We start from the raw sequence: 16556 nt of genomic DNA, 5'->3' as shown, positions 1-16556 counted from the left end.
CCGAACATGTTCCCTTCGGGCTCGTTGAAGGGGACGAAGACGATCCGGTCGCGATACCGCTTGTCCATGCCCTTGACCTGGCGGACCTGCTTGCGAAGCTGTTCGATATAGCTGGTGACCGACTGCGCGCAGTCGCCGGTCTTCCAGTTATAGGGAAATTCGCGGTAGATGTCGGTCATGTAGATATAGGTGTCGCCGCCCGATGCGTCGGTCAGCAGCGTGGCGACCTCCAGCGCGTCGGCGCCGGGATGCTGCGGCCCGTCCTGCGCCTTGGTGGACACGGTGCGCAGGGCCATGCCCTCGACCAGATTGGGATGCGGCAGGCGCGCGTCGTACAGGCCGTACAGCGTGCCCGAGGCGCCGCCGTGAAAGGCCCCGGTGTCGCTCGACAGGTCGACCGACAGCCGCTCCTGCGCCGAGGCGGCCATGGCGGTCGATCCGAGCAGCGCGGCAAGCGTCAGGCGAAGGGGAAGGGACATGAGGCGGACTTTCATCTGGAGGGTCATGCGAGGCGCTCGGCGGTCATCCGCTCGATCGTCGCGCGGTTCAGGATCAGGCGGGCGGCGGTGATCGCCAGCGCCAGGTGCATCAGGCCGGGGACGATCGTGGACAGCGCGCGGATGCCGGTCAGCGACAGCGGCGTCTGGTTGCCCGCGCCCGCCTTGTAGGACACGAGCACCAGCACGCCGCTGATCAGCACGCCGGCCAGCGCCCAGGCGAGCTTCACGAAGAACTGGTTGAAGGCAAAGCTCATGCCCGACGATCGCATCCCCAGTTTCCACTCGCCATATTGGTCGGCCAGCTGGATCAGGGTGAAGTGGAGGGGCAGGGTACAGCCCAGCACGATGCAGCACAGGCCCACCAGCACCAGCCACAGCATCGGATAGCCGCCCGGCACGAAGAAGGCCGCGAAATGCCCCGCCACCAGGATCAGGTTCACCCAGACATAGACGGTCTTCACGTCGAAACGACGGGTAAAGAAGGGGACGATGACCGACCCCAGGAAACCACCCGCCGTCGCGGTGCCGAAGAACAGCGCCTGATAGGTGGTGTCGCCCCCCAGCACATAAGTGATGAAATACAGCGCCGCGCCGCCCTTGGTATTGAAGATGCCGATCAGCAGCAGCGTCATGATGAAGGTCAGGCGCAGCTGGTCGTTCTTCAGCGTGTTGGCGACCGCGATCTTCAACGGCACTTCGGCGGAATCGGCGGCCACCACGCGCTCGCGCACGAAAAGGAAGCAGATCAGGAACATGACGACCGCCGCCAGGCTGAGGATCGCGACGCCGTCGCGATAGCCGCGCGCGATGTCCTCGCCGCCCAGCTGGCGGACCATGATCGGCAGGCCGACCGACACGCAGAAGGAGGCGATCGCGACCAGTGCGAAGCGGACCGATTGACAGGACACCCCCTCGCGCGCGCTGTCGGTCATGCGGGTGATCAGCGCGCAATAGGGCACGTTGTTCAGCGAATAGGAGAAGGCGAGCAGGAAATAGGTGATCGCGGCGTAGACGACCTTGCCGTTATAGCTGAAATCCGGCGACTGGAACGTCAGGAAGCAGCTGAGCCCGACAGGGATCGCGGTCCATAGCAGATAGGGGCGGAACCGGCCCCAGCGGGTCGAGGTCCGGTCGGCCATGATGCCGATCAGCGGATCGGAAATCGCGTCGAAGATGCGTAGCGACAGGAACAGGATGCCGACGATTCCCGGCGCCAGCCCGAACACGTCGGTATAGTAGAAGGTCAGGAAGTTGGCGATCAGCCCGGTGACGATCGTCCCCCCGGCGTCGCCCAGACCATAACAGATTTTCTCGAAGAACGGGATGGGGACGCCGCCATCCTCGGTCCGCTGCGCCCCCGCCCCATCCGTGGCGCGTTGTGCCATCACTGTCGCCATCATCCTCTCCCCTTATCCCCCCGGTCCGCCCTTTTGGCGATCCCGCCTGTTGTTGATGCCGTCCGGTCAGTCGCGCCTGCGAAAGGCGTCGGCCACCTCCGCGCCGTCGCGGATGAAGACGGGAATCCGCTCGACCGGTGCGGCACAGCACAGCTCGCCGCCGCCCTCGACCCGCTCGCCGGTCCAGGCGTCGCGCCAGATGCCGGCGGGAAGATAGACCGAGCGTTCGGTGACCCCCGCCATCGTCACCGGGGCGACGAGGATATCGGGGCCGAACATATATTGTTCGTCGACCGCCCAGCAGCGCGCATCCTCCGGCCAGTCGTAGAACATCGGCCGCATCAGTGGGTCGCCGCGCTCGTGCGCGTCACGCATCAGCCCCGCGACATAGGGGCGCAGGCGTTCGCGCAAGGCGGTATAGCCGCGCAGGATGGCGAACACGGACTCGCCGAAGCTCCACAATTCGTTGCCCGCGCCCGTGTCGCACTGGGCGATGCCGTCGCGGAACGGTTCGGCCGGCGGGGTGATGGGATCGCGGTGCCCGTGCATCCGCAGGATGGGGGTGAAGACCGCCCATTGGAACCAGCGGATCATCAGTTCGTGGAAGGCCGGGTCCTCGACATGGCCGCCATGGAAGCCGCCGATATCGGTCGTCCACCACGGGATGCCGGCCATTCCCATGTTGAGCCCCGCGCTGAGCTGGTCACGCATCGCATCGAACGAGCTGTGGATGTCGCCCGACCAGACGAGCGCGCCGTAACGCTGGCTCCCGGCCCAGGCGCATCGGATCAGGCTGACGATCTCGCGCTCGCCGTCCTCGTACATGCCGTCGTAGATGGCCTGCGCATAATGGAGCGGATAGGCGTTGCCGACCTCCAGCACCGGCCCGGCATGATAGCGATAGCTGTCGAAGTCATAGGCGCTGTATTCCGGTTCGGCCTCGTCCAGCCAGAACAGCGCCACCCCCTGGTCGCGATAGTTGCGCTTCACCTTGTCCCACAGGAAGGTGCGGGCGCCCGGATGGGTGGTATCGATGAAACGGGTATTGCCCAGGAATTCCTGCTGCACGTCCAGCCCGCGATTGGCGCGGACCAGATAGCCCTTCTCGACCATCGCGGCATAATTCTCGGATCGCGGATCGACCGTCGGCCAGACCGAAACCAGCAGTTCGGTGCCCATCGCCTTCAACTCGGCGGTCATCGCCGCCGGATCGGGCCATTCGCGCGGATCGAAGCGCCAGTCGCCCTGCACCGGCCAGTGGAAGAAGTCGGCGACGATGACCGCCAGCGGGATGCCGCGCGCGTGATATTCGCGCGCGACCTCCAGCAATTCGTCCTGGGTGCGATAGCGCAACTTGCTCTGCCACAGGCCCAGCGCATAGTCGGGCATCATCGGCACGGTGCCGGTGACGGCGGCGTAGTTGCGCACGATCTCGGCCGGAGTGTCGGCGGCGGTGATCCAGTAGTCGATCTCGCACGCGGCGCGCGCGGTCCAGGTCGTGCCGTTGGCGGCGAAATGCACCTCGCCCACGGCGGGCAGGTTCCAAAGGAAGCCATAGCCGTCGCTCGACACGACGAACGGCACGCTGGCCTGCGAATTGCGCTGCGCCAGTTCGAGCGTGCAGCCGGCCAGGTCCAGATTCGGCTGTTGATACTGGCCCATGCCATAGAGCCGCTCGCCCGTCTTGGCCTCGAACCGCACGGTGATCCGCGCCGCACCACCCGGCAACGGCTTGAACTCACGCCCCGACAGGCCCAGCGCGCTGATCATGCGCACCTCGTCGGTACCGACCGTCCAGTATTTGCTGATCGTGTCGCGCTGCCGCCATTTCTCTTCGAGCAGCAATCGGCCGTTCGCGTTGAGGAAGCGGACCCGGCCCTGCAGATCGACTTCGGCGGTGATGCGGCCATTGGTGATCCGCGCCACCGTGCCGTCGCTGGTGACGACCGGGTCGCTGCCCTCCACGCCGTCGTTCAGGAGCGCGCCGGGCTTGGCCCCCTGCCGCGCATAGGTCGAGGCACGCACCCGCAGGCCGTCGCGGCCATGCGCCTCGATCCGCAACCAGTCCCCATTGTAAGACCAGCAGATCGCACGCGATTCCAGGGCGAGTGTTTCCAAGCCGACATTCCTCTCCATGACTGATCTATCGCAGCCGTAAACGTTTACGGATGTGTCGCCTGCCTGGACCTTGCTGTCAACAGCCCTTGTGTAAAACGCGCCGGCCCGCGATCACGGCGACATGGACATACGTACGCTCGCCCGGCACCTGGGGCTTTCGATCGGTACCGTGTCACGGGCGCTGAACGACCGAAAGGACGTCAGCCCCGCGACTCGCAAGCGCGTGGTCGAAGCCGCGGCGGCGCTTGGTTACATCCCCAACCAGTCGGGGCGGACGCTGCGCAGCGGGCGGACGGGGACGATCGGTTTCATGCTGACCCTGGAACATGATAGCGCCATTCATGGCGATCCGTTCTTCATGGCGCTGCTGGAGGGATTGCAGAACGGGTTGAACGAACACGACCTCGACCTCGTCGTGCTGCTGGCCCGCAAGGGGGAGGACGGGTTGACCTTTTTGCGGCGGCATGTCGCGCGCGGGACGGTCGATGGCTGGGTGCTGTCGGGTACGCACCGCGCCGATCCGCGCATCGATTTCCTGCTCGATCGCGCCATCCCCTTCGTGGCGCTGGGCCGGACCGCCACGGCGCGCGATTATGCCTGGATCGATCTGGATTTCGAAGACCTGGTCACGCGCGCCATGGCGCTGCTGACCGAGGCGGGGCATCGCCGCATCGGGCTGGTCGCGCCGCCGGTGACGATCAACAACAGCCACATCGTGGTCGAACGCTACCGTGCCGCGCTGGCGCGGGCGGGAGTGCCCTTCGATCCGATGCTGGTCCATCACGGCGAGACCGACGAAAGCGATGGCGAGGCGACGGCCCGCGAGTTGATGGCGCTGCCCGACCGCCCCACCGCGCTGCTGCTGATGGGCGAAACCGCGCCCGTCGGCGCGTATCGCGCGCTGCGCGGCATGGGGCTGGAGCCGGGGCGCGAGGTGGCGGTGATCGGCCTGCGCGACAATCCGGCATGCCGCGCGCTGATACCCGACCTGACCTGCTTCACCCTGGATCTGGACGAACTGGGCCTGGCGCTGGCGCAGGCCGTGGTCGCGCTGCTGCCGGGCCAGCGGCGCACGACGGATTCGTTGGTCCAGTCGCTCTGGGCGATGGATCTGCGGCTGGGGCATAGCCATGTGACGCAGCCCGCCGCCGGCCCGGTGATGACCGCCGCCGAATAGCCAATCAGTCTGACAAAAGCTAAATCGCGCCACTTGTCCGTACCGACAACCGACCGGTCCGTCTTCCGTGCCCATGAGGTCGGGCCCGGTGGAAATCCTGGTCGTTCAAGGCGGTGATGGTCGATTTGCCGGACGGATGACGAAAGCGGTTGCTGATCGGGGGGCTTGGCCGCTACGCATGGGGCAAAGATAAATAGTCGGAGAAGATCGGTGCGCTCATGTTGCCATGCCTCGCTGTCGCGTCGCGACGTTCTTGCCACGGCCAGTATCGGGGCGATGGCGACCGGTCTTGGCGGGGCGATGCCGGCGACGGCCTGGGCCAGCCCGCAAGCCGCGACCCGCGTGCCCGCCACCGTCGTCCAGCCGTTCGACATGGCCGATGTGACACTGGATGGTGGCCCCTTCCTCCACGCGCAGAAGATGACCGAGGCGTATCTGATGCGCCTGCAACCCGACCGGATGCTCGCCAATTTCCGCACCAATGCCGGCCTGAAGCCCAAGGCGCCCGTCTATGGCGGCTGGGAATCGGAGGCGCAGTGGGCGGACATCAACTGCCACGGCCATACGCTGGGCCATTATCTGTCGGCCTGTGCGCTCGCGTACCGCGCGACGAAGGACAAGCGCTATCGCCAGCGCATCGACTATATCGCGAACGAGCTGGCCGCGTGTCAGAAGGCGTCGGGCAGCGGCCTGGTCTGCGCCTTCCCCAAGGGGCCCGCGCTGGTCGCGGCGCATCTGCGCGGCGAGCCGATCACCGGCGTGCCATGGTACACGCTGCACAAGGTCTATGCGGGCCTGCGCGATGCGGTGCAACTGGCGGATAGCGAGCCGTCGCGCGCTGTGCTGATCCGGTTGGCCGACTGGGGCGTGGTGGCGACCAAGCCGCTGTCCGACGCGCAGTTCGAGAAGATGCTCGAAACCGAATATGGCGGCATGAACGAGATTTATGCCGATCTGTATTTCATGACCGGCAACGAGGATTATCGCCGGGTCGCCGAGCTCTTCTCGCAAAAGGCGGTGATGAACCCGCTGGCGCAGGGCCGCGACTATCTCGACGGCATGCACGCCAATACGCAGATCCCCAAGATCATCGGTTTCCAGCGCGTGTTCGAGGCGACCGGCGACGACAAATATCATAACGCCGCCGCCTTCTTCTGGCGCACGGTCGCGCATACCCGCGCCTTCGCCACCGGCGGGCATGGCGATGGCGAGCATTTCTTCGCGATGGCCAATTTCGATCGCCACGTCTTCTCGGCGAAGGGATCGGAGACTTGCTGCCAGCACAATATGCTGAAGCTGACCCGTGCGTTGTTCCTCAACGATCCGCGCGCGGAATATGCCGATTATTACGAACGTACCCTCTATAACGGCATCCTCGCCTCGCAGGACCCCGACTCGGGCATGGCGACCTATTTCCAGGGTGCGCGTCCCGGTTACATGAAGCTCTATCATACCCCGGAGGACAGCTTCTGGTGCTGCACCGGCACGGGTATGGAAAACCATGTGAAGTACCGCGACTCGATCTACTTCCACGACGATCGCGCGCTCTACGTGAACCTGTTCATCCCCTCGACCGTGACCTGGGCCGACAAGGGCGCGGCATTGACGCAGGCAACCCGTTTCCCCGAGGCGGCGAACACGCAGTTCCGCTGGACCCTGCGCCAGCCGACCGAACTGACGCTGAAGCTGCGCCATCCGACGTGGAGCCCGGCCGCGACGCTGCTGGTCAACGGCACGGAGGTATCGCGCTCGGACAAGCCCGGCAGCTACGCCGAACTCACGCGGACCTGGAAGACCGGCGATACGGTCGAGATGCGGCTGGTGATGGAACCCGGCGTCGAGAGCGCGCCCGCCGCGCCCGAGATCGTCGCATTCACCTATGGCCCGCTGGTACTGGCGGGGGCGTTGGGTCGCGAGGGGCTGGCGCCGGGGGGGGACATCATCGTCAACGAGCGGAAATATGGCGAGTATAACGACGCGCCGTTCCAGGCCCCGACGCTGTCGGGCGAACCGGACGCGCTGGCGAAGACGATCCGCGCGACCGGCAAGCCGCTGGAGTTCACCATCCCGGCGGCGGACGGCCAGCCGGTGCGGCTGGTCCCGTACCACCGCATCGCGCATGAGCGTTACGCGACCTACTGGAAGTTGGCCTAAAAACTGAACTCGACGACCCCGGCGAAGGCCGGGGTCCAGTTGCCATGCCGTCGCGGCTAATAGCACAAGAAGATGTGTTCGCGCGGAGGCGCGGAGGACGCAGAGAGGGCGTTCGACTGGCTACCGCACCTCTTTTCTATCACTTGGTGGAGAGAAGGCATAAAAGCGCCACGAGCGAGGCACCTCCGCGTTCTCCGCGCCTCCGCGCGAACAAAAAATCTCTAACCGTCACCGCTCCAGCGACCGCACGACAACTGGACCCCCGCCTTCGCCGGGGTGGGGCTATTTGAAAATGTTTGGAATGGTGGGCGATGACGGGCTCGAACCGCCGACATTCTCGGTGTAAACGAGACGCTCTACCAACTGAGCTAATCGCCCCCTCTCGGGAAACCCACCTATTACCGCCCTTTTCAAGGGTGGCAAGGGGGCGTTTCGCGGAACGGAACGGAGCCAAGTGGAACTACGCGGAACCGAAAGTCCCGGACTAGTCCCGGACTGATATTCTCGTAAAAAACCAAATTGGTTCGTTTGTTGGATACAAACCCCGGCGCAATCGGTACATAACAGGAACATTGAGGAGCGGAGGCGACCGGGGGAGCGGTCGGGTTCGTGCCTCGATGCTTCGGGGGAGCGGGGATGGCCGGAACGGGGGAGGGCGCGCGGTGGACGCTGGCGCGGCGACGGCAATTCCTGGCGGCGCTGGCGATCAGCGCCGATGCGGGGGCGGCGGCAGGGGCGGTGGGAGAGACGCTGCGTACCGCCCGCGCCTTGCGGGCGCGGGACCGGGCCTTTGGCGAGGCTTGGGACGCGGCGATCGGTGCGGCGCATGCGCTGGTCGAGGAAGGGCTGTTGCGCCGGATGCTGACCCTGTTGGCGGCCGAGGACGGGGAGGAGGGCGGAGAGGCCGGTGCGGGGACCACCGGCCTCTCCATCACCCCGCCGCTCTCGGCCACCGAAGTGCAATTCTATCTGAAGCTGCTCGCCCGTCGCGATGCGCTGACCCAGGCCGGTGATGGCGTCGGCGAGGCGGCGGGGGCCGATGCGGCCGAGACCGATGCGGCGCTGGAACGCGCGCTCGATGGCTTGGCGCGGCGGCGGTTGAAGGGGATGGCGTGATGGCGGGACAGGATGCGGCAACGCGGCTCGCCACGCTGGCGATGTTGGAACCGGGTGCGCGCGAACAGGCGCTGGCCGCGCTGACGGCCGCCCAGAAGCGCGAGTTGGTCGAGCGATGGGAATTATGGGCGCATGACGGACAGGTCGCACCGCCGGGCGACTGGCGGGTCTGGCTGATCCGCGCCGGACGCGGTTTCGGCAAGACGCGTGCGGGCGCCGAGTGGGTGAGTGCGCTCGCCCGTGAGCAACCGGGGGCGCGGATCGCGCTGATGGGGGCGACGTTGCGCGATGTCGAGCGGGTGATGGTGCGCGGCGAAAGCGGGCTGCTGGCGGTGGCGCGCAAGGGCGAGACACCGAAATGGATCGGCAGTCTGGGCCAGGTGCATTTCGCGTCCGGCGCGATCGGCTTCGCCTATTCGGCGGCTGCGCCCGAGGCGCTGCGTGGGCCGCAGCATCATGCCGCCTGGTGCGACGAACTGGGCAAGTGGAAGGGGGAGGCCGGATGGGACAATCTGATGATGACGCTCCGGCTGGGCGAGCGGCCGCGCGTGCTGGTCACGACCACACCGCGCGCCACGCCCTTGATGCGCAAGGTCATGGCGCTGCCCGATTGCGTCGAGACGATCGGGCGGACCAGCGACAATGCGCATTTGCCCGACAGTTTTCAGGACGCGATGCTGGCGCAATATGGCGACACGCGGCTGGGGCGGCAGGAGCTGGACGGCGAGATGGTCGACGACCGCGAGGGGGCGCTGTGGACCCGCGCGCTGTTCGATCGCCAGCGCGCGAAGACGGTGCCTGCGCTCGACCGGGTGGTGGTGGGCGTCGATCCGCCCGCGACGAGCAGCGGCGATGCCTGCGGGATCGTCGCGGTCGGGCTGGGGCGCGACGGCCATGGCTATGTGCTGGAGGATGCCAGCGAGGCGGGGCTGTCGCCCGAGGGCTGGGCGGCGCGGGTTGCCGGATGCGCTCGGCGCAACCGCGCGGACCGGGTGGTGGCCGAGCGCAACCAGGGCGGGGATATGGTGGAAAGCGTGCTGCGGCTCGCCGATCCGACCCTGCCGGTGCATCTGGTCTATGCTTCGATCGGCAAAGCGGCGCGGGCCGAGCCGGTGTCGTTTCTCTATGCGCAAGGTAGGGTTTGGCATTCTCGCGGGTTCCCGGCGCTGGAGGACGAGCTCTGCGGGCTGGGGGTGGCGGGGGCCTATGACGGACCCGGCCGCTCGCCCGATCGAGCCGATGCGCTGGTCTGGGCGCTGACCGAGCTGATGCTGTCGGGGCGGGGGCCGCCGGGCATACGGAATTTGTGAGCTGATCCTCCCCGGAACGGGGAGGGGAACCGCCGCGAAGCGCTGGTGGAGGGGGTTCGCCACTGGGCGAAACCGGTGTGGAAGCCCCCTCCGTCAGCGCCGCGCGCTGCCACTTCCCCGTGCCGGGGAGGAGCTTAAGGAGATTCAGCAATGAGGATGTTCGGTCGCAAGACCGGGCGGGGGGCCGCGCGTCCTTTGCTCGGGCTGGGGTTGGCGCGGTCCGGCGTGCCGCTGACGGGGGCCGCGCCCTCCTATGAGACGCAGGTGCGCGAGGGGTATTTGCGCAATCCGGTGGCACAGCGTGCGGTGCGGATGGTCGCAGGTGGCCTCGCCGAGGCACCGTTGGCCGCCTCGCACTCCGAATTGATCGCGCTGGTCGCAGCGCGCAGCGAGGGGCAGGCGCTGCTGGAGACGGTGGCGACGCACATGCTGTTGCACGGCAATGCCTATGTGCAGGTGCTGCGCGATGCCGATGGCGAGGTGGCCGAGCTGTTCGCGCTGCGCCCCGAGCGCGTCACGATGGAGCTGGACGCGAGCGGCTGGCCCGCTGCCTATCTCTACCGTGCAGGCGGTCGCGTGACGACTTTGCCGGTCGATCCGGTGCGCCCGCAGGTGGTGCATCTGAAAAGCTGTCACCCGCTCGACGATCATTATGGGCTGGGCTGTCTGGGAGCGGCGGCCGGCGCCATCGCGATCCACAATGCGGCCGCTGCGTGGAACCGCGCGCTGCTCGACAATGCGGCGCGGCCATCGGGGGCGCTGGTCTATGATCCGGGTGACGGCTCGACGCTGACGCCCGACCAGTTCGAGCGGCTGCGCACCGAGATGGAGGGCTTTGCGGGCAGCGGCAATGCGGGGCGTCCGCTGCTGCTGGAGGGCGGGTTGAAGTGGCAGGCGATGAGCCTGACGCCCGCCGAACTCGACTTCATCGCGGCGAAGGCGTCGGCGGCGCGCGAGATCGCGCTGGCCTTCGGGGTGCCGCCGATGCTGCTCGGTCTGCCGGGTGACAACACCTATGCCAATTACCGCGAGGCCAATCGCGCGCTCTGGCGGCAGGCGATCCTGCCGCTGGCGGGGGGTATTCTCAGTGGCCTCGCGCAGGGGCTGGCGGGCTGGTTCGAGGGGGCGAGCCTGTCGGTCGACATCAACCGCGTCACCGCGCTGGCGGAGGAACGCCAGATGCTTTGGGCCATGGCGGCGAGTGCCGACTTCCTCGACTTGGCGGAGAAGCGCCAGATGGTGGGTCTGTCATGAGCGGGGACGTTCTGGCGCGGCTGCTGGCGCAGGCGGCGGATAGCGGGGCGGACCTCGTGACGCTGCGCGCGGTCGCCGAGGAGGCGGGCGAACTGGGCGCGACGCGGGCACTCACCCGGCTGGGCCTCGCCGATCCGCAAGCGGCGGGCGATGTCGCCGAACTGCGCGAGCTGTTGTCGGCGTGGCGCGAGGCCAAGTCGTCGGTGTGGAAAAGCGCGGTCGGCTGGCTGACCCGGCTGCTCGGCGCGTTGCTGCTGGCGGGAATCGCGATGCGGCTGGGGATGGAGGACTGGCTGAAATGAGCCTGACCTTCACCGGCTATGCCGCGATCTGGGATCGGATGGACCGGGCTGGCGACGTCATGCGGCGCGGGGCCTTTGCGGGCGCGGGCGATGTGCCGCTGCTCTGGCAGCATCGCTGTGGCCCGATGGGACGGATCGCGGCGCTGACCGAGGACGACAGGGGGCTGTCGGTCGAGGGGCGGGTCGACGACCCCGCACTCGCCGCGCTGGTCCGCGCGGGGGCGGTCGCCGGCCTGTCGGTCGGGTATCGGCCGCGCATCGTCCATCAGGGCGCGGCCCGCGCGATCCTGTCGGCCGAGCTTCTGGAGATCAGCCTGGTGACGGTGCCGATGCAGCCGCTCGCCCGCGTGACTCATGTTTTGACCAAAGGGGACTGATATGGACGTGATCGAACGACCCGTGCTGGACGGCGCGCGGACGACGACGAACGGGGCCTTTGACGGCTATGTGCGCAGCGGCACCACCGTCGAGCTGAAGGCCTTTACCGGCACCACCGGCGACAGCGGCGGTTTCGCCGTCCCGCGCGAGATCGATGTGGCGATCGCCTCGGTCTTGAAGAGCGTCTCGCCGATCCGGGCGATCGCGAACGTCGTGACGGTCGGCTCGGCGGGCTATCGCAAGCTGGTGACCACCGGCGGCACGCCCTCGGGCTGGGCGAGCGAGACGGCGGCGCGGCCCGAAACGGCGACGCCCAGCTTCGTCGAACTCGCGCCGCCGATGGGCGAGCTTTACGCCAATCCCTCCGCCAGCCAGGCGATGCTCGACGATGCGGCCTTCGACGTCGAGGGCTGGCTGGCCGGCGAGATCGCCACCGAGTTCGCGCGTGCAGAGGGGCAGGCGTTCGTCGCCGGCTCGGGCGTCAACCGGCCCAAGGGGTTCCTGACCAATCCGGTCTCGGCCGCCAGGGACGGGGTGCGCCCCTTCGGCACGCTGCAATATCTGGCGAGCGGCGCGGCGGGCACGTTCGGGACGAATGCCGACGAGCGGCTGGTCGATCTGGTCCAGTCGCTGCGTGCGCCCTATCGCCAGGGGGCGTGCTTCGTGATGAACGCCGCGACCTCGGCGCGCATCCGCAAGATGAAGTCGGCGGACGGCCAGTTTCTCTGGGCACCGGGTCTGTCGGCGGGACAGCCCGCGACGCTGCTCGGCTATCCGGTGGTCGAGGCGGAGGACATGCCCGACATCGCCGCCGACGCCCCCGCCATCGCCTTCGGCAATTTCCAGGCGGGCTATCTGATCACCGAGCGGGCCGAAACCGCGATCCTGCGCGATCCGTACAGCAACAAGCCGTTCGTCACCTTCTACGCCACGCGCCGCATCGGCGGCTGCGTCAGCGATTCGGAGGCGATCAAGCTGATGAAGTTCACGGCGAACTAAGGGCCCGAAAAGTCGGGGCAGCCCTTCGCGGACTGCCCCGTAGTTCAGGGAGAATGCCGGACCCGGCCGGGGGGCGCGGGGTCGGCATGGCCGGTGCCCAAGGGGGAGGCGGGCAGCGGCTGATCCCGTCTCTGCGCCCCGAGTGTGACGCCCGTGTGTCGGACCTGTCGCAACCTGTATCGGTGAAGGAGAATTCATGATGAGCGGGACGATCGAGCCCATGCCGCCCGCGATCGTGACGGCGGCGGCCGGCGCGGTGCGCGCGCTGTTGCGGCTGGAGGCGGGCAACGAGGCCACCCTGGTCGAGCATGTCGCGGGCGTCGCGCTGGGGCTGGCCGAATCCTTTTGCGGACAGCTGCTGATCGCGCGAACGGTCGAGGAGCGGGTGACGGGATCGGTCGCGTGGCAATCGCTGTCGACATCGCCGGTACGCGCGATCCTGTCGGGCGGGGAAGGGGCGGTGGACAGCGACGGGCGCGGCTGGGTCCGCACCGGCGACGCGCTGACGGTGCGTTACCGTGCGGGAATCGCCGAGGATTGGGCGGCCCTGCCGCCGGCGATCGCGCATGGCGTGGCGATCATGGGCGCGCACCTGTTCGACAATCGCGACGCCGCCACCGTGCCGCCCGCCGCCGTTGCCGCCTTGTGGCGACCCTGGCGGCGGATGCGCCTCGACATGGCGAGGCGGGCATGACCGCGCGCGAGGCGCTGCGCGCCGGCTTGATGACGGGCTTGCGAACCGCGCTGCAACCGCTGGGGGTGACGGTGTTCGACGCCGCGCCGGTGCGCGCGAGCGTGCCGCAGGCGGTGCTGGGCGAGCCGGGCGATAGCGATTGGGGCGCGGCGGGGATCGAGGGGCGCGAGCTGCGCATCGCCGTGACGCTGGCCGACGAGGGGGAGCAGCCCCGGCGGCTGCGCGCCTGTGTCGCGGCGGTCGAGGCGATCAGCTTGCCGGAGGTGCTGGCGGATGGCTGGCGGGTCGCGGGGTTGAGCGTGGTGGCGACCCGCATGGTGAAGGCGGGCGCACGTTGGACCGCGAGCATGGAGTGGCGCGCCCGTCTGTGGCGTGTGGGACAATAGGGGGGACGCAACATGGCAATCGAAAAGGGCAGCGCCTTTCTGCTGAAGATCGGCGACGGCGCGGAGCCGCCCGCCTTCGCGACGATGGCGGGGCTGCGCACCACGCAGCTGTCGATCAATGGCGAGACGGTGGTGGTGACGAACAAGGATTCGGGCGGCTGGCGCGAATTGCTGTCGGGCGCGGGCGTCCGGCATGTCAGCGTGGCTGGCGCGGGCGTGTTCACCGGATCGGCGGCCGAGGCGCGGATGCGCGGCCATGCGCTGACGGGCACGATCGAGACCTATCGGTTGAGCTTCGAGAGTGGCGGGTCGATGACCGGGCGGTTCCTGGTCACGCGGCTGGATTATAGCGGCGATTTCGGTGGCGAGCGGACCTACACGCTGGCGCTGGAAAGCTCTGGCCCGGTGGTGTCGGCATGAGCGCGAATCCGGTGCGCGGCGAAGCGGCCTTGCGGGTCGGCGGCGCCGAGCTGGTCGTGCGGCCGAGCTTTCAGGCTCTGGTCGCGGCCGAGGGCGAGCTGGGGCCGCTGTTCGAACTGGTCGAACGCGCCGGCGAGGGGAAATTGTCGCTTGGCGAGGCGGCGGCGCTGATCTGGCACTGCCTGCGCGAGGTGCCCGAGGGGCTGAGCCGCGAGCAACTGGGCGAGGCGCTGGTCGAGCTGGGGCTGGCGGCGCTGGCCCCCGTGCTGCGGCAATTGCTGCGCCAGATTCTGGGCGGGCGATGACCTTCGCCGAGGAGGCGGGGCGGCTGGCGGGAATGGCGGGCGCGGTGCTGGGCTGGCCGCCCGATCGCTTCTGGCGCGCCACCCCGGCCGAACTGCACGGCTTGGTCGCGGCGCTGACGGGGGCGGGGCGGGGTGGGAGCGATCCGCTGCCCCGCGCGACGCTCGCCCGGTTGCGGGAGATGTTTCCAGATGGATGAGCAGGAATGGGTGGCCCGCATCGATACGCGGGGTTTCTCCGCCGACATGGCGGCGATGCGCGCCGAGCTGTCGCGCGGGTTGGGCGATGCCGCCGAACGGGGCGCGCGTTCGGTCGAAGGCGCGTTGCTGCGCGCGACACGAAGCGGCCGGTTCGGCTTCGAGGAATTGAAGGCGACCGCCCTGTCCGCGCTCGACCAGATCGCACGGGCGGCGTTGCGGCAGGGGGTGGCGTCGATGGGCGGCGGATCGGGACTGGCGGGACTGCTCGGCGGTCTCGTGTCGGGCCTACCCGGTCGCGCCACCGGCGGACCGGTATCGCCCGACCGACCCTATCTGGTCGGTGAGCGCGGACCCGAACTGTTCGTGCCGACCAGCAGCGGGCGGGTCGAGACGCTGCGCCCCGCCGCGCCGGCGCGTGACGTGCGGGTGGCGATCACGATCAACGCCGGGACGGGCGAGGCGGCGGGCGTGCTGCAACGCTCCGGCCGGCAGGTGGCGCGCGCGGTCCGGGCCGCGCTGGTGGAGGACTGAGCAACGTCCTTTCCTCCCCCCGCGGGGGATGAATTTGAGGAGCGTAATCATGCCATGGTGTCTGCACGAGCAGCGGCGCGACGAGCGCAGCGATCTGCTGTCGCGCTTCGATCCGCGCTACTGGACGGTTGATTTTCCGCGTCCAATGATGGCGTCCGTCGTCGCGACCGCGTCCGATGCGCTGCGCGTCGACACGGTCTTCTATCGCACCGACGATCTGGCGGGGCTGATCTGGGAATCGGCGGATCGGCACGATCATCCGCTGCTGCGCTACGATACGGTGCGCGACTATCGCGATTGCCGATTGCGGTTCCGCTGGCGTTCGGGGGGGATCAGGCCGCTCGACGCCATCCACGGCCCCACGCTGACCATCGAGGGCCGCGATGCGCAAGGGAACCCGCGCGCCTGGTATGTCCGGTTGTGGAATTGCGCGACCGGCGGTCCCGAGGATGCCGAGGTCGTGATCGACTTCGCCGATCTGGCGGGTGGGTTCGCCTTGCCCGAGGATCGCGATCCCGTCTGGGCCGGGGATGTCGACCGCATGTTCGTGTCGCTGGTCGCGCCCGATTACGACGCGCAAGCGGGATTTCTGGGCCGGCCGCAGGAGGGGTGGGTCGAGCTGACCGACATCGCCTGCGAAGGGGCGGGCGCGGTGATCGGCGTGGGCGCGGCGGTGCTGCCCGAACAGGGGTTCGGGATCGCCAGCGGTTATGACGACAGCTATCACCTGACGCCGCAGCGTTTGCTGCGCAACATGCTGCATCTCGGCTATCGCGGCGACATCGTCCATTATGTCGGCATGAGCCATTATTTCCGGCTCGAACGTAGCGGGGATGGGCTGTACGCCAGCCTGGCGGGCGGCGTCCTGAATACGGCCAGTGCCGCCTGGCATCGCGGTTTCGCGACCCACGCCCGGGCGCTGGGGTATGGCGTGATCTGGTCGCTGTCCTACGAACTGTTCGACGCGCATTGCTGGGGCGACTGGAAACAGCGTTCGGCCGATGGCGCGCCGGCGCTGACCGGCTGGGAGCCACCCTCCACCCTGCTCAGTCCCGCGCATGACGGCGCGATGGCCTATCTGCGAGCGGTGGCGCGCGCGTTTATGGCGATCGGGCAGGCGGCGGGGCTGGCCCCGAAATTCCAGGTCGGCGAGCCGTGGTGGTGGGTGCGCCCCTCGGACGGCGCGCCGTGCCTGTACGACGCTGCGGCGGTCGCCGCCTTCTCGCCCGTGACCATGGCGAACATCGCGTGCGCCAGATCGCTGGAAGAACGCGAAACGCTCGACCGCGCCGGCGCCTGCCTGGCGGCGTCGACGGC

The 16556-nt window shown here is 68.3% G+C and carries 17 protein-coding genes, 1 tRNA gene and 1 pseudogene; 15 read left to right on the top strand and 4 right to left on the bottom strand.

Annotated elements, in window-relative coordinates:
• The 3 genes and pseudogenes from ACQKJZ_RS12400 to ACQKJZ_RS12390 form a co-directional block, all read right to left on the bottom strand.
• Positions 1-479: pseudogene (locus ACQKJZ_RS12400) on the bottom strand (cellulosome protein); the annotation flags it as partial.
• Between the two features lie 23 nt (positions 480-502).
• Complete coding sequence (locus tag ACQKJZ_RS12395) at positions 503-1900, bottom strand: MFS transporter (RefSeq protein ID WP_427731353.1); 1398 nt, start codon at positions 1898-1900, stop codon at positions 503-505.
• A 63-nt stretch (positions 1901-1963) separates the two neighbouring features.
• Positions 1964-4015: a glycoside hydrolase family 31 protein gene (locus ACQKJZ_RS12390; protein ID WP_427731352.1), complete on the bottom strand. Its 2052-nt coding sequence runs from the start codon at positions 4013-4015 to the stop codon at positions 1964-1966.
• A 121-nt stretch (positions 4016-4136) separates the two neighbouring features.
• Here ACQKJZ_RS12390 and ACQKJZ_RS12385 point away from each other — a divergent pair, with 121 nt between their 5' ends.
• Positions 4137-5192 carry a substrate-binding domain-containing protein gene (locus ACQKJZ_RS12385; protein WP_312489441.1) on the top strand — a complete coding sequence of 352 codons (1056 nt, stop codon included), beginning with the start codon at positions 4137-4139 and terminating at the stop codon, positions 5190-5192.
• A 276-nt stretch (positions 5193-5468) separates the two neighbouring features.
• On the top strand, positions 5469-7346 hold the full coding sequence (locus ACQKJZ_RS12380; protein ID WP_427731351.1) for a beta-L-arabinofuranosidase domain-containing protein: 1878 nt from the start codon (positions 5469-5471) through the stop codon (positions 7344-7346).
• A 302-nt stretch (positions 7347-7648) separates the two neighbouring features.
• Here the strand turns inward: ACQKJZ_RS12380 and ACQKJZ_RS12375 are convergent.
• Positions 7649-7724, bottom strand: a tRNA-Val gene (locus tag ACQKJZ_RS12375).
• A 258-nt stretch (positions 7725-7982) separates the two neighbouring features.
• Between ACQKJZ_RS12375 and ACQKJZ_RS12370 the strand changes: the two genes are divergently transcribed.
• The 13 genes from ACQKJZ_RS12370 to ACQKJZ_RS12310 all read left to right on the top strand — a co-directional run.
• Positions 7983-8462, top strand: coding sequence for a hypothetical protein (locus ACQKJZ_RS12370; protein ID WP_427731350.1), 480 nt, complete (start codon positions 7983-7985; stop codon positions 8460-8462).
• The gene (locus ACQKJZ_RS12365; protein WP_427731354.1) at positions 8462-9772 is read left to right on the top strand and encodes a DNA-packaging protein; all 1311 of its coding nucleotides are present in this window, start codon (positions 8462-8464) and stop codon (positions 9770-9772) included. Before ACQKJZ_RS12370 ends, ACQKJZ_RS12365 begins: the two co-directional genes overlap by 1 nt.
• 150 nt (positions 9773-9922) lie before the next feature.
• Complete coding sequence (locus ACQKJZ_RS12360; RefSeq protein WP_427731349.1) at positions 9923-11026, top strand: phage portal protein; 1104 nt, start codon at positions 9923-9925, stop codon at positions 11024-11026.
• The gene (locus ACQKJZ_RS12355) at positions 11023-11328 is read left to right on the top strand and encodes a DUF6127 family protein (RefSeq protein ID WP_427731348.1); all 306 of its coding nucleotides are present in this window, start codon (positions 11023-11025) and stop codon (positions 11326-11328) included. Before ACQKJZ_RS12360 ends, ACQKJZ_RS12355 begins: the two co-directional genes overlap by 4 nt.
• Positions 11325-11705, top strand: a complete 381-nt coding sequence (locus tag ACQKJZ_RS12350; protein ID WP_427731347.1) for an HK97 family phage prohead protease — start codon at positions 11325-11327, stop codon at positions 11703-11705. The genes ACQKJZ_RS12355 and ACQKJZ_RS12350 overlap by 4 nt, the downstream gene beginning before the upstream one ends.
• Before the next feature lies 1 nt (position 11706).
• Complete coding sequence (locus ACQKJZ_RS12345; protein WP_427731346.1) at positions 11707-12705, top strand: phage major capsid protein; 999 nt, start codon at positions 11707-11709, stop codon at positions 12703-12705.
• A gap of 196 nt (positions 12706-12901) precedes the next feature.
• A complete protein-coding gene (locus tag ACQKJZ_RS12340) occupies positions 12902-13399 on the top strand; it encodes a hypothetical protein (RefSeq protein ID WP_427731345.1) in 498 nt (165 codons plus the stop codon).
• A complete protein-coding gene (gene gp17 / locus ACQKJZ_RS12335) occupies positions 13396-13785 on the top strand; it encodes a tail completion protein gp17 (RefSeq protein WP_427731344.1) in 390 nt (129 codons plus the stop codon). Before ACQKJZ_RS12340 ends, gp17 begins: the two co-directional genes overlap by 4 nt.
• A 12-nt stretch (positions 13786-13797) precedes the next feature.
• Positions 13798-14205: a phage major tail protein, TP901-1 family gene (locus ACQKJZ_RS12330; RefSeq protein ID WP_427731343.1), complete on the top strand. Its 408-nt coding sequence runs from the start codon at positions 13798-13800 to the stop codon at positions 14203-14205.
• On the top strand, positions 14202-14510 hold the full coding sequence (locus tag ACQKJZ_RS12325; RefSeq protein WP_312490962.1) for a gene transfer agent family protein: 309 nt from the start codon (positions 14202-14204) through the stop codon (positions 14508-14510). Before ACQKJZ_RS12330 ends, ACQKJZ_RS12325 begins: the two co-directional genes overlap by 4 nt.
• Positions 14507-14707: a phage tail assembly chaperone gene (locus ACQKJZ_RS12320; RefSeq protein WP_427731342.1), complete on the top strand. Its 201-nt coding sequence runs from the start codon at positions 14507-14509 to the stop codon at positions 14705-14707. The genes ACQKJZ_RS12325 and ACQKJZ_RS12320 overlap by 4 nt, the downstream gene beginning before the upstream one ends.
• Positions 14700-15239 carry a tail tape measure protein gene (locus tag ACQKJZ_RS12315; RefSeq protein WP_427731341.1) on the top strand — a complete coding sequence of 180 codons (540 nt, stop codon included), beginning with the start codon at positions 14700-14702 and terminating at the stop codon, positions 15237-15239. The genes ACQKJZ_RS12320 and ACQKJZ_RS12315 overlap by 8 nt, the downstream gene beginning before the upstream one ends.
• 49 nt (positions 15240-15288) lie before the next feature.
• Positions 15289-16556, top strand: a 1268-nt coding sequence (locus tag ACQKJZ_RS12310) for a non-contractile tail sheath protein (RefSeq protein WP_427731340.1), incomplete at its 3' end; no start/stop codon positions are given.

The sequence above is a fragment of the Sphingomonas sp. NPDC019816 genome, from assembly GCF_050274375.1.
Taxonomy (GTDB): domain Bacteria; phylum Pseudomonadota; class Alphaproteobacteria; order Sphingomonadales; family Sphingomonadaceae; genus Sphingomonas.
This window is presented reverse-complemented; position numbering and strand designations above follow the sequence as displayed.

Excerpts from the sequence above, each read along its gene's own strand:
- ACQKJZ_RS12340 (WP_427731345.1), top strand. The coding sequence starts at position 12,902 with ATGATGAGCGGGACGATCGAGCCCATGCCGCCCGCGATCGTGACGGCG.
- ACQKJZ_RS12330 (WP_427731343.1), top strand. The coding sequence starts at position 13,798 with ATGGCAATCGAAAAGGGCAGCGCCTTTCTGCTGAAGATCGGCGACGGC.
- ACQKJZ_RS12370 (WP_427731350.1), top strand. The coding sequence starts at position 7,983 with ATGGCCGGAACGGGGGAGGGCGCGCGGTGGACGCTGGCGCGGCGACGG.
- ACQKJZ_RS12345 (WP_427731346.1), top strand. The coding sequence starts at position 11,707 with ATGGACGTGATCGAACGACCCGTGCTGGACGGCGCGCGGACGACGACG.
- ACQKJZ_RS12320 (WP_427731342.1), top strand. The coding sequence starts at position 14,507 with ATGACCTTCGCCGAGGAGGCGGGGCGGCTGGCGGGAATGGCGGGCGCG.
- ACQKJZ_RS12350 (WP_427731347.1), top strand. The coding sequence starts at position 11,325 with ATGAGCCTGACCTTCACCGGCTATGCCGCGATCTGGGATCGGATGGAC.
- gp17 (WP_427731344.1), top strand. The coding sequence starts at position 13,396 with ATGACCGCGCGCGAGGCGCTGCGCGCCGGCTTGATGACGGGCTTGCGA.
- ACQKJZ_RS12385 (WP_312489441.1), top strand. The coding sequence starts at position 4,137 with ATGGACATACGTACGCTCGCCCGGCACCTGGGGCTTTCGATCGGTACC.
- ACQKJZ_RS12365 (WP_427731354.1), top strand. The coding sequence starts at position 8,462 with ATGGCGGGACAGGATGCGGCAACGCGGCTCGCCACGCTGGCGATGTTG.
- ACQKJZ_RS12355 (WP_427731348.1), top strand. The coding sequence starts at position 11,023 with ATGAGCGGGGACGTTCTGGCGCGGCTGCTGGCGCAGGCGGCGGATAGC.
- ACQKJZ_RS12315 (WP_427731341.1), top strand. The coding sequence starts at position 14,700 with ATGGATGAGCAGGAATGGGTGGCCCGCATCGATACGCGGGGTTTCTCC.
- ACQKJZ_RS12360 (WP_427731349.1), top strand. The coding sequence starts at position 9,923 with ATGAGGATGTTCGGTCGCAAGACCGGGCGGGGGGCCGCGCGTCCTTTG.
- ACQKJZ_RS12325 (WP_312490962.1), top strand. The coding sequence starts at position 14,202 with ATGAGCGCGAATCCGGTGCGCGGCGAAGCGGCCTTGCGGGTCGGCGGC.
- ACQKJZ_RS12380 (WP_427731351.1), top strand. The coding sequence starts at position 5,469 with ATGGCGACCGGTCTTGGCGGGGCGATGCCGGCGACGGCCTGGGCCAGC.
- ACQKJZ_RS12395 (WP_427731353.1), bottom strand. The coding sequence starts at position 1,900 with ATGATGGCGACAGTGATGGCACAACGCGCCACGGATGGGGCGGGGGCG.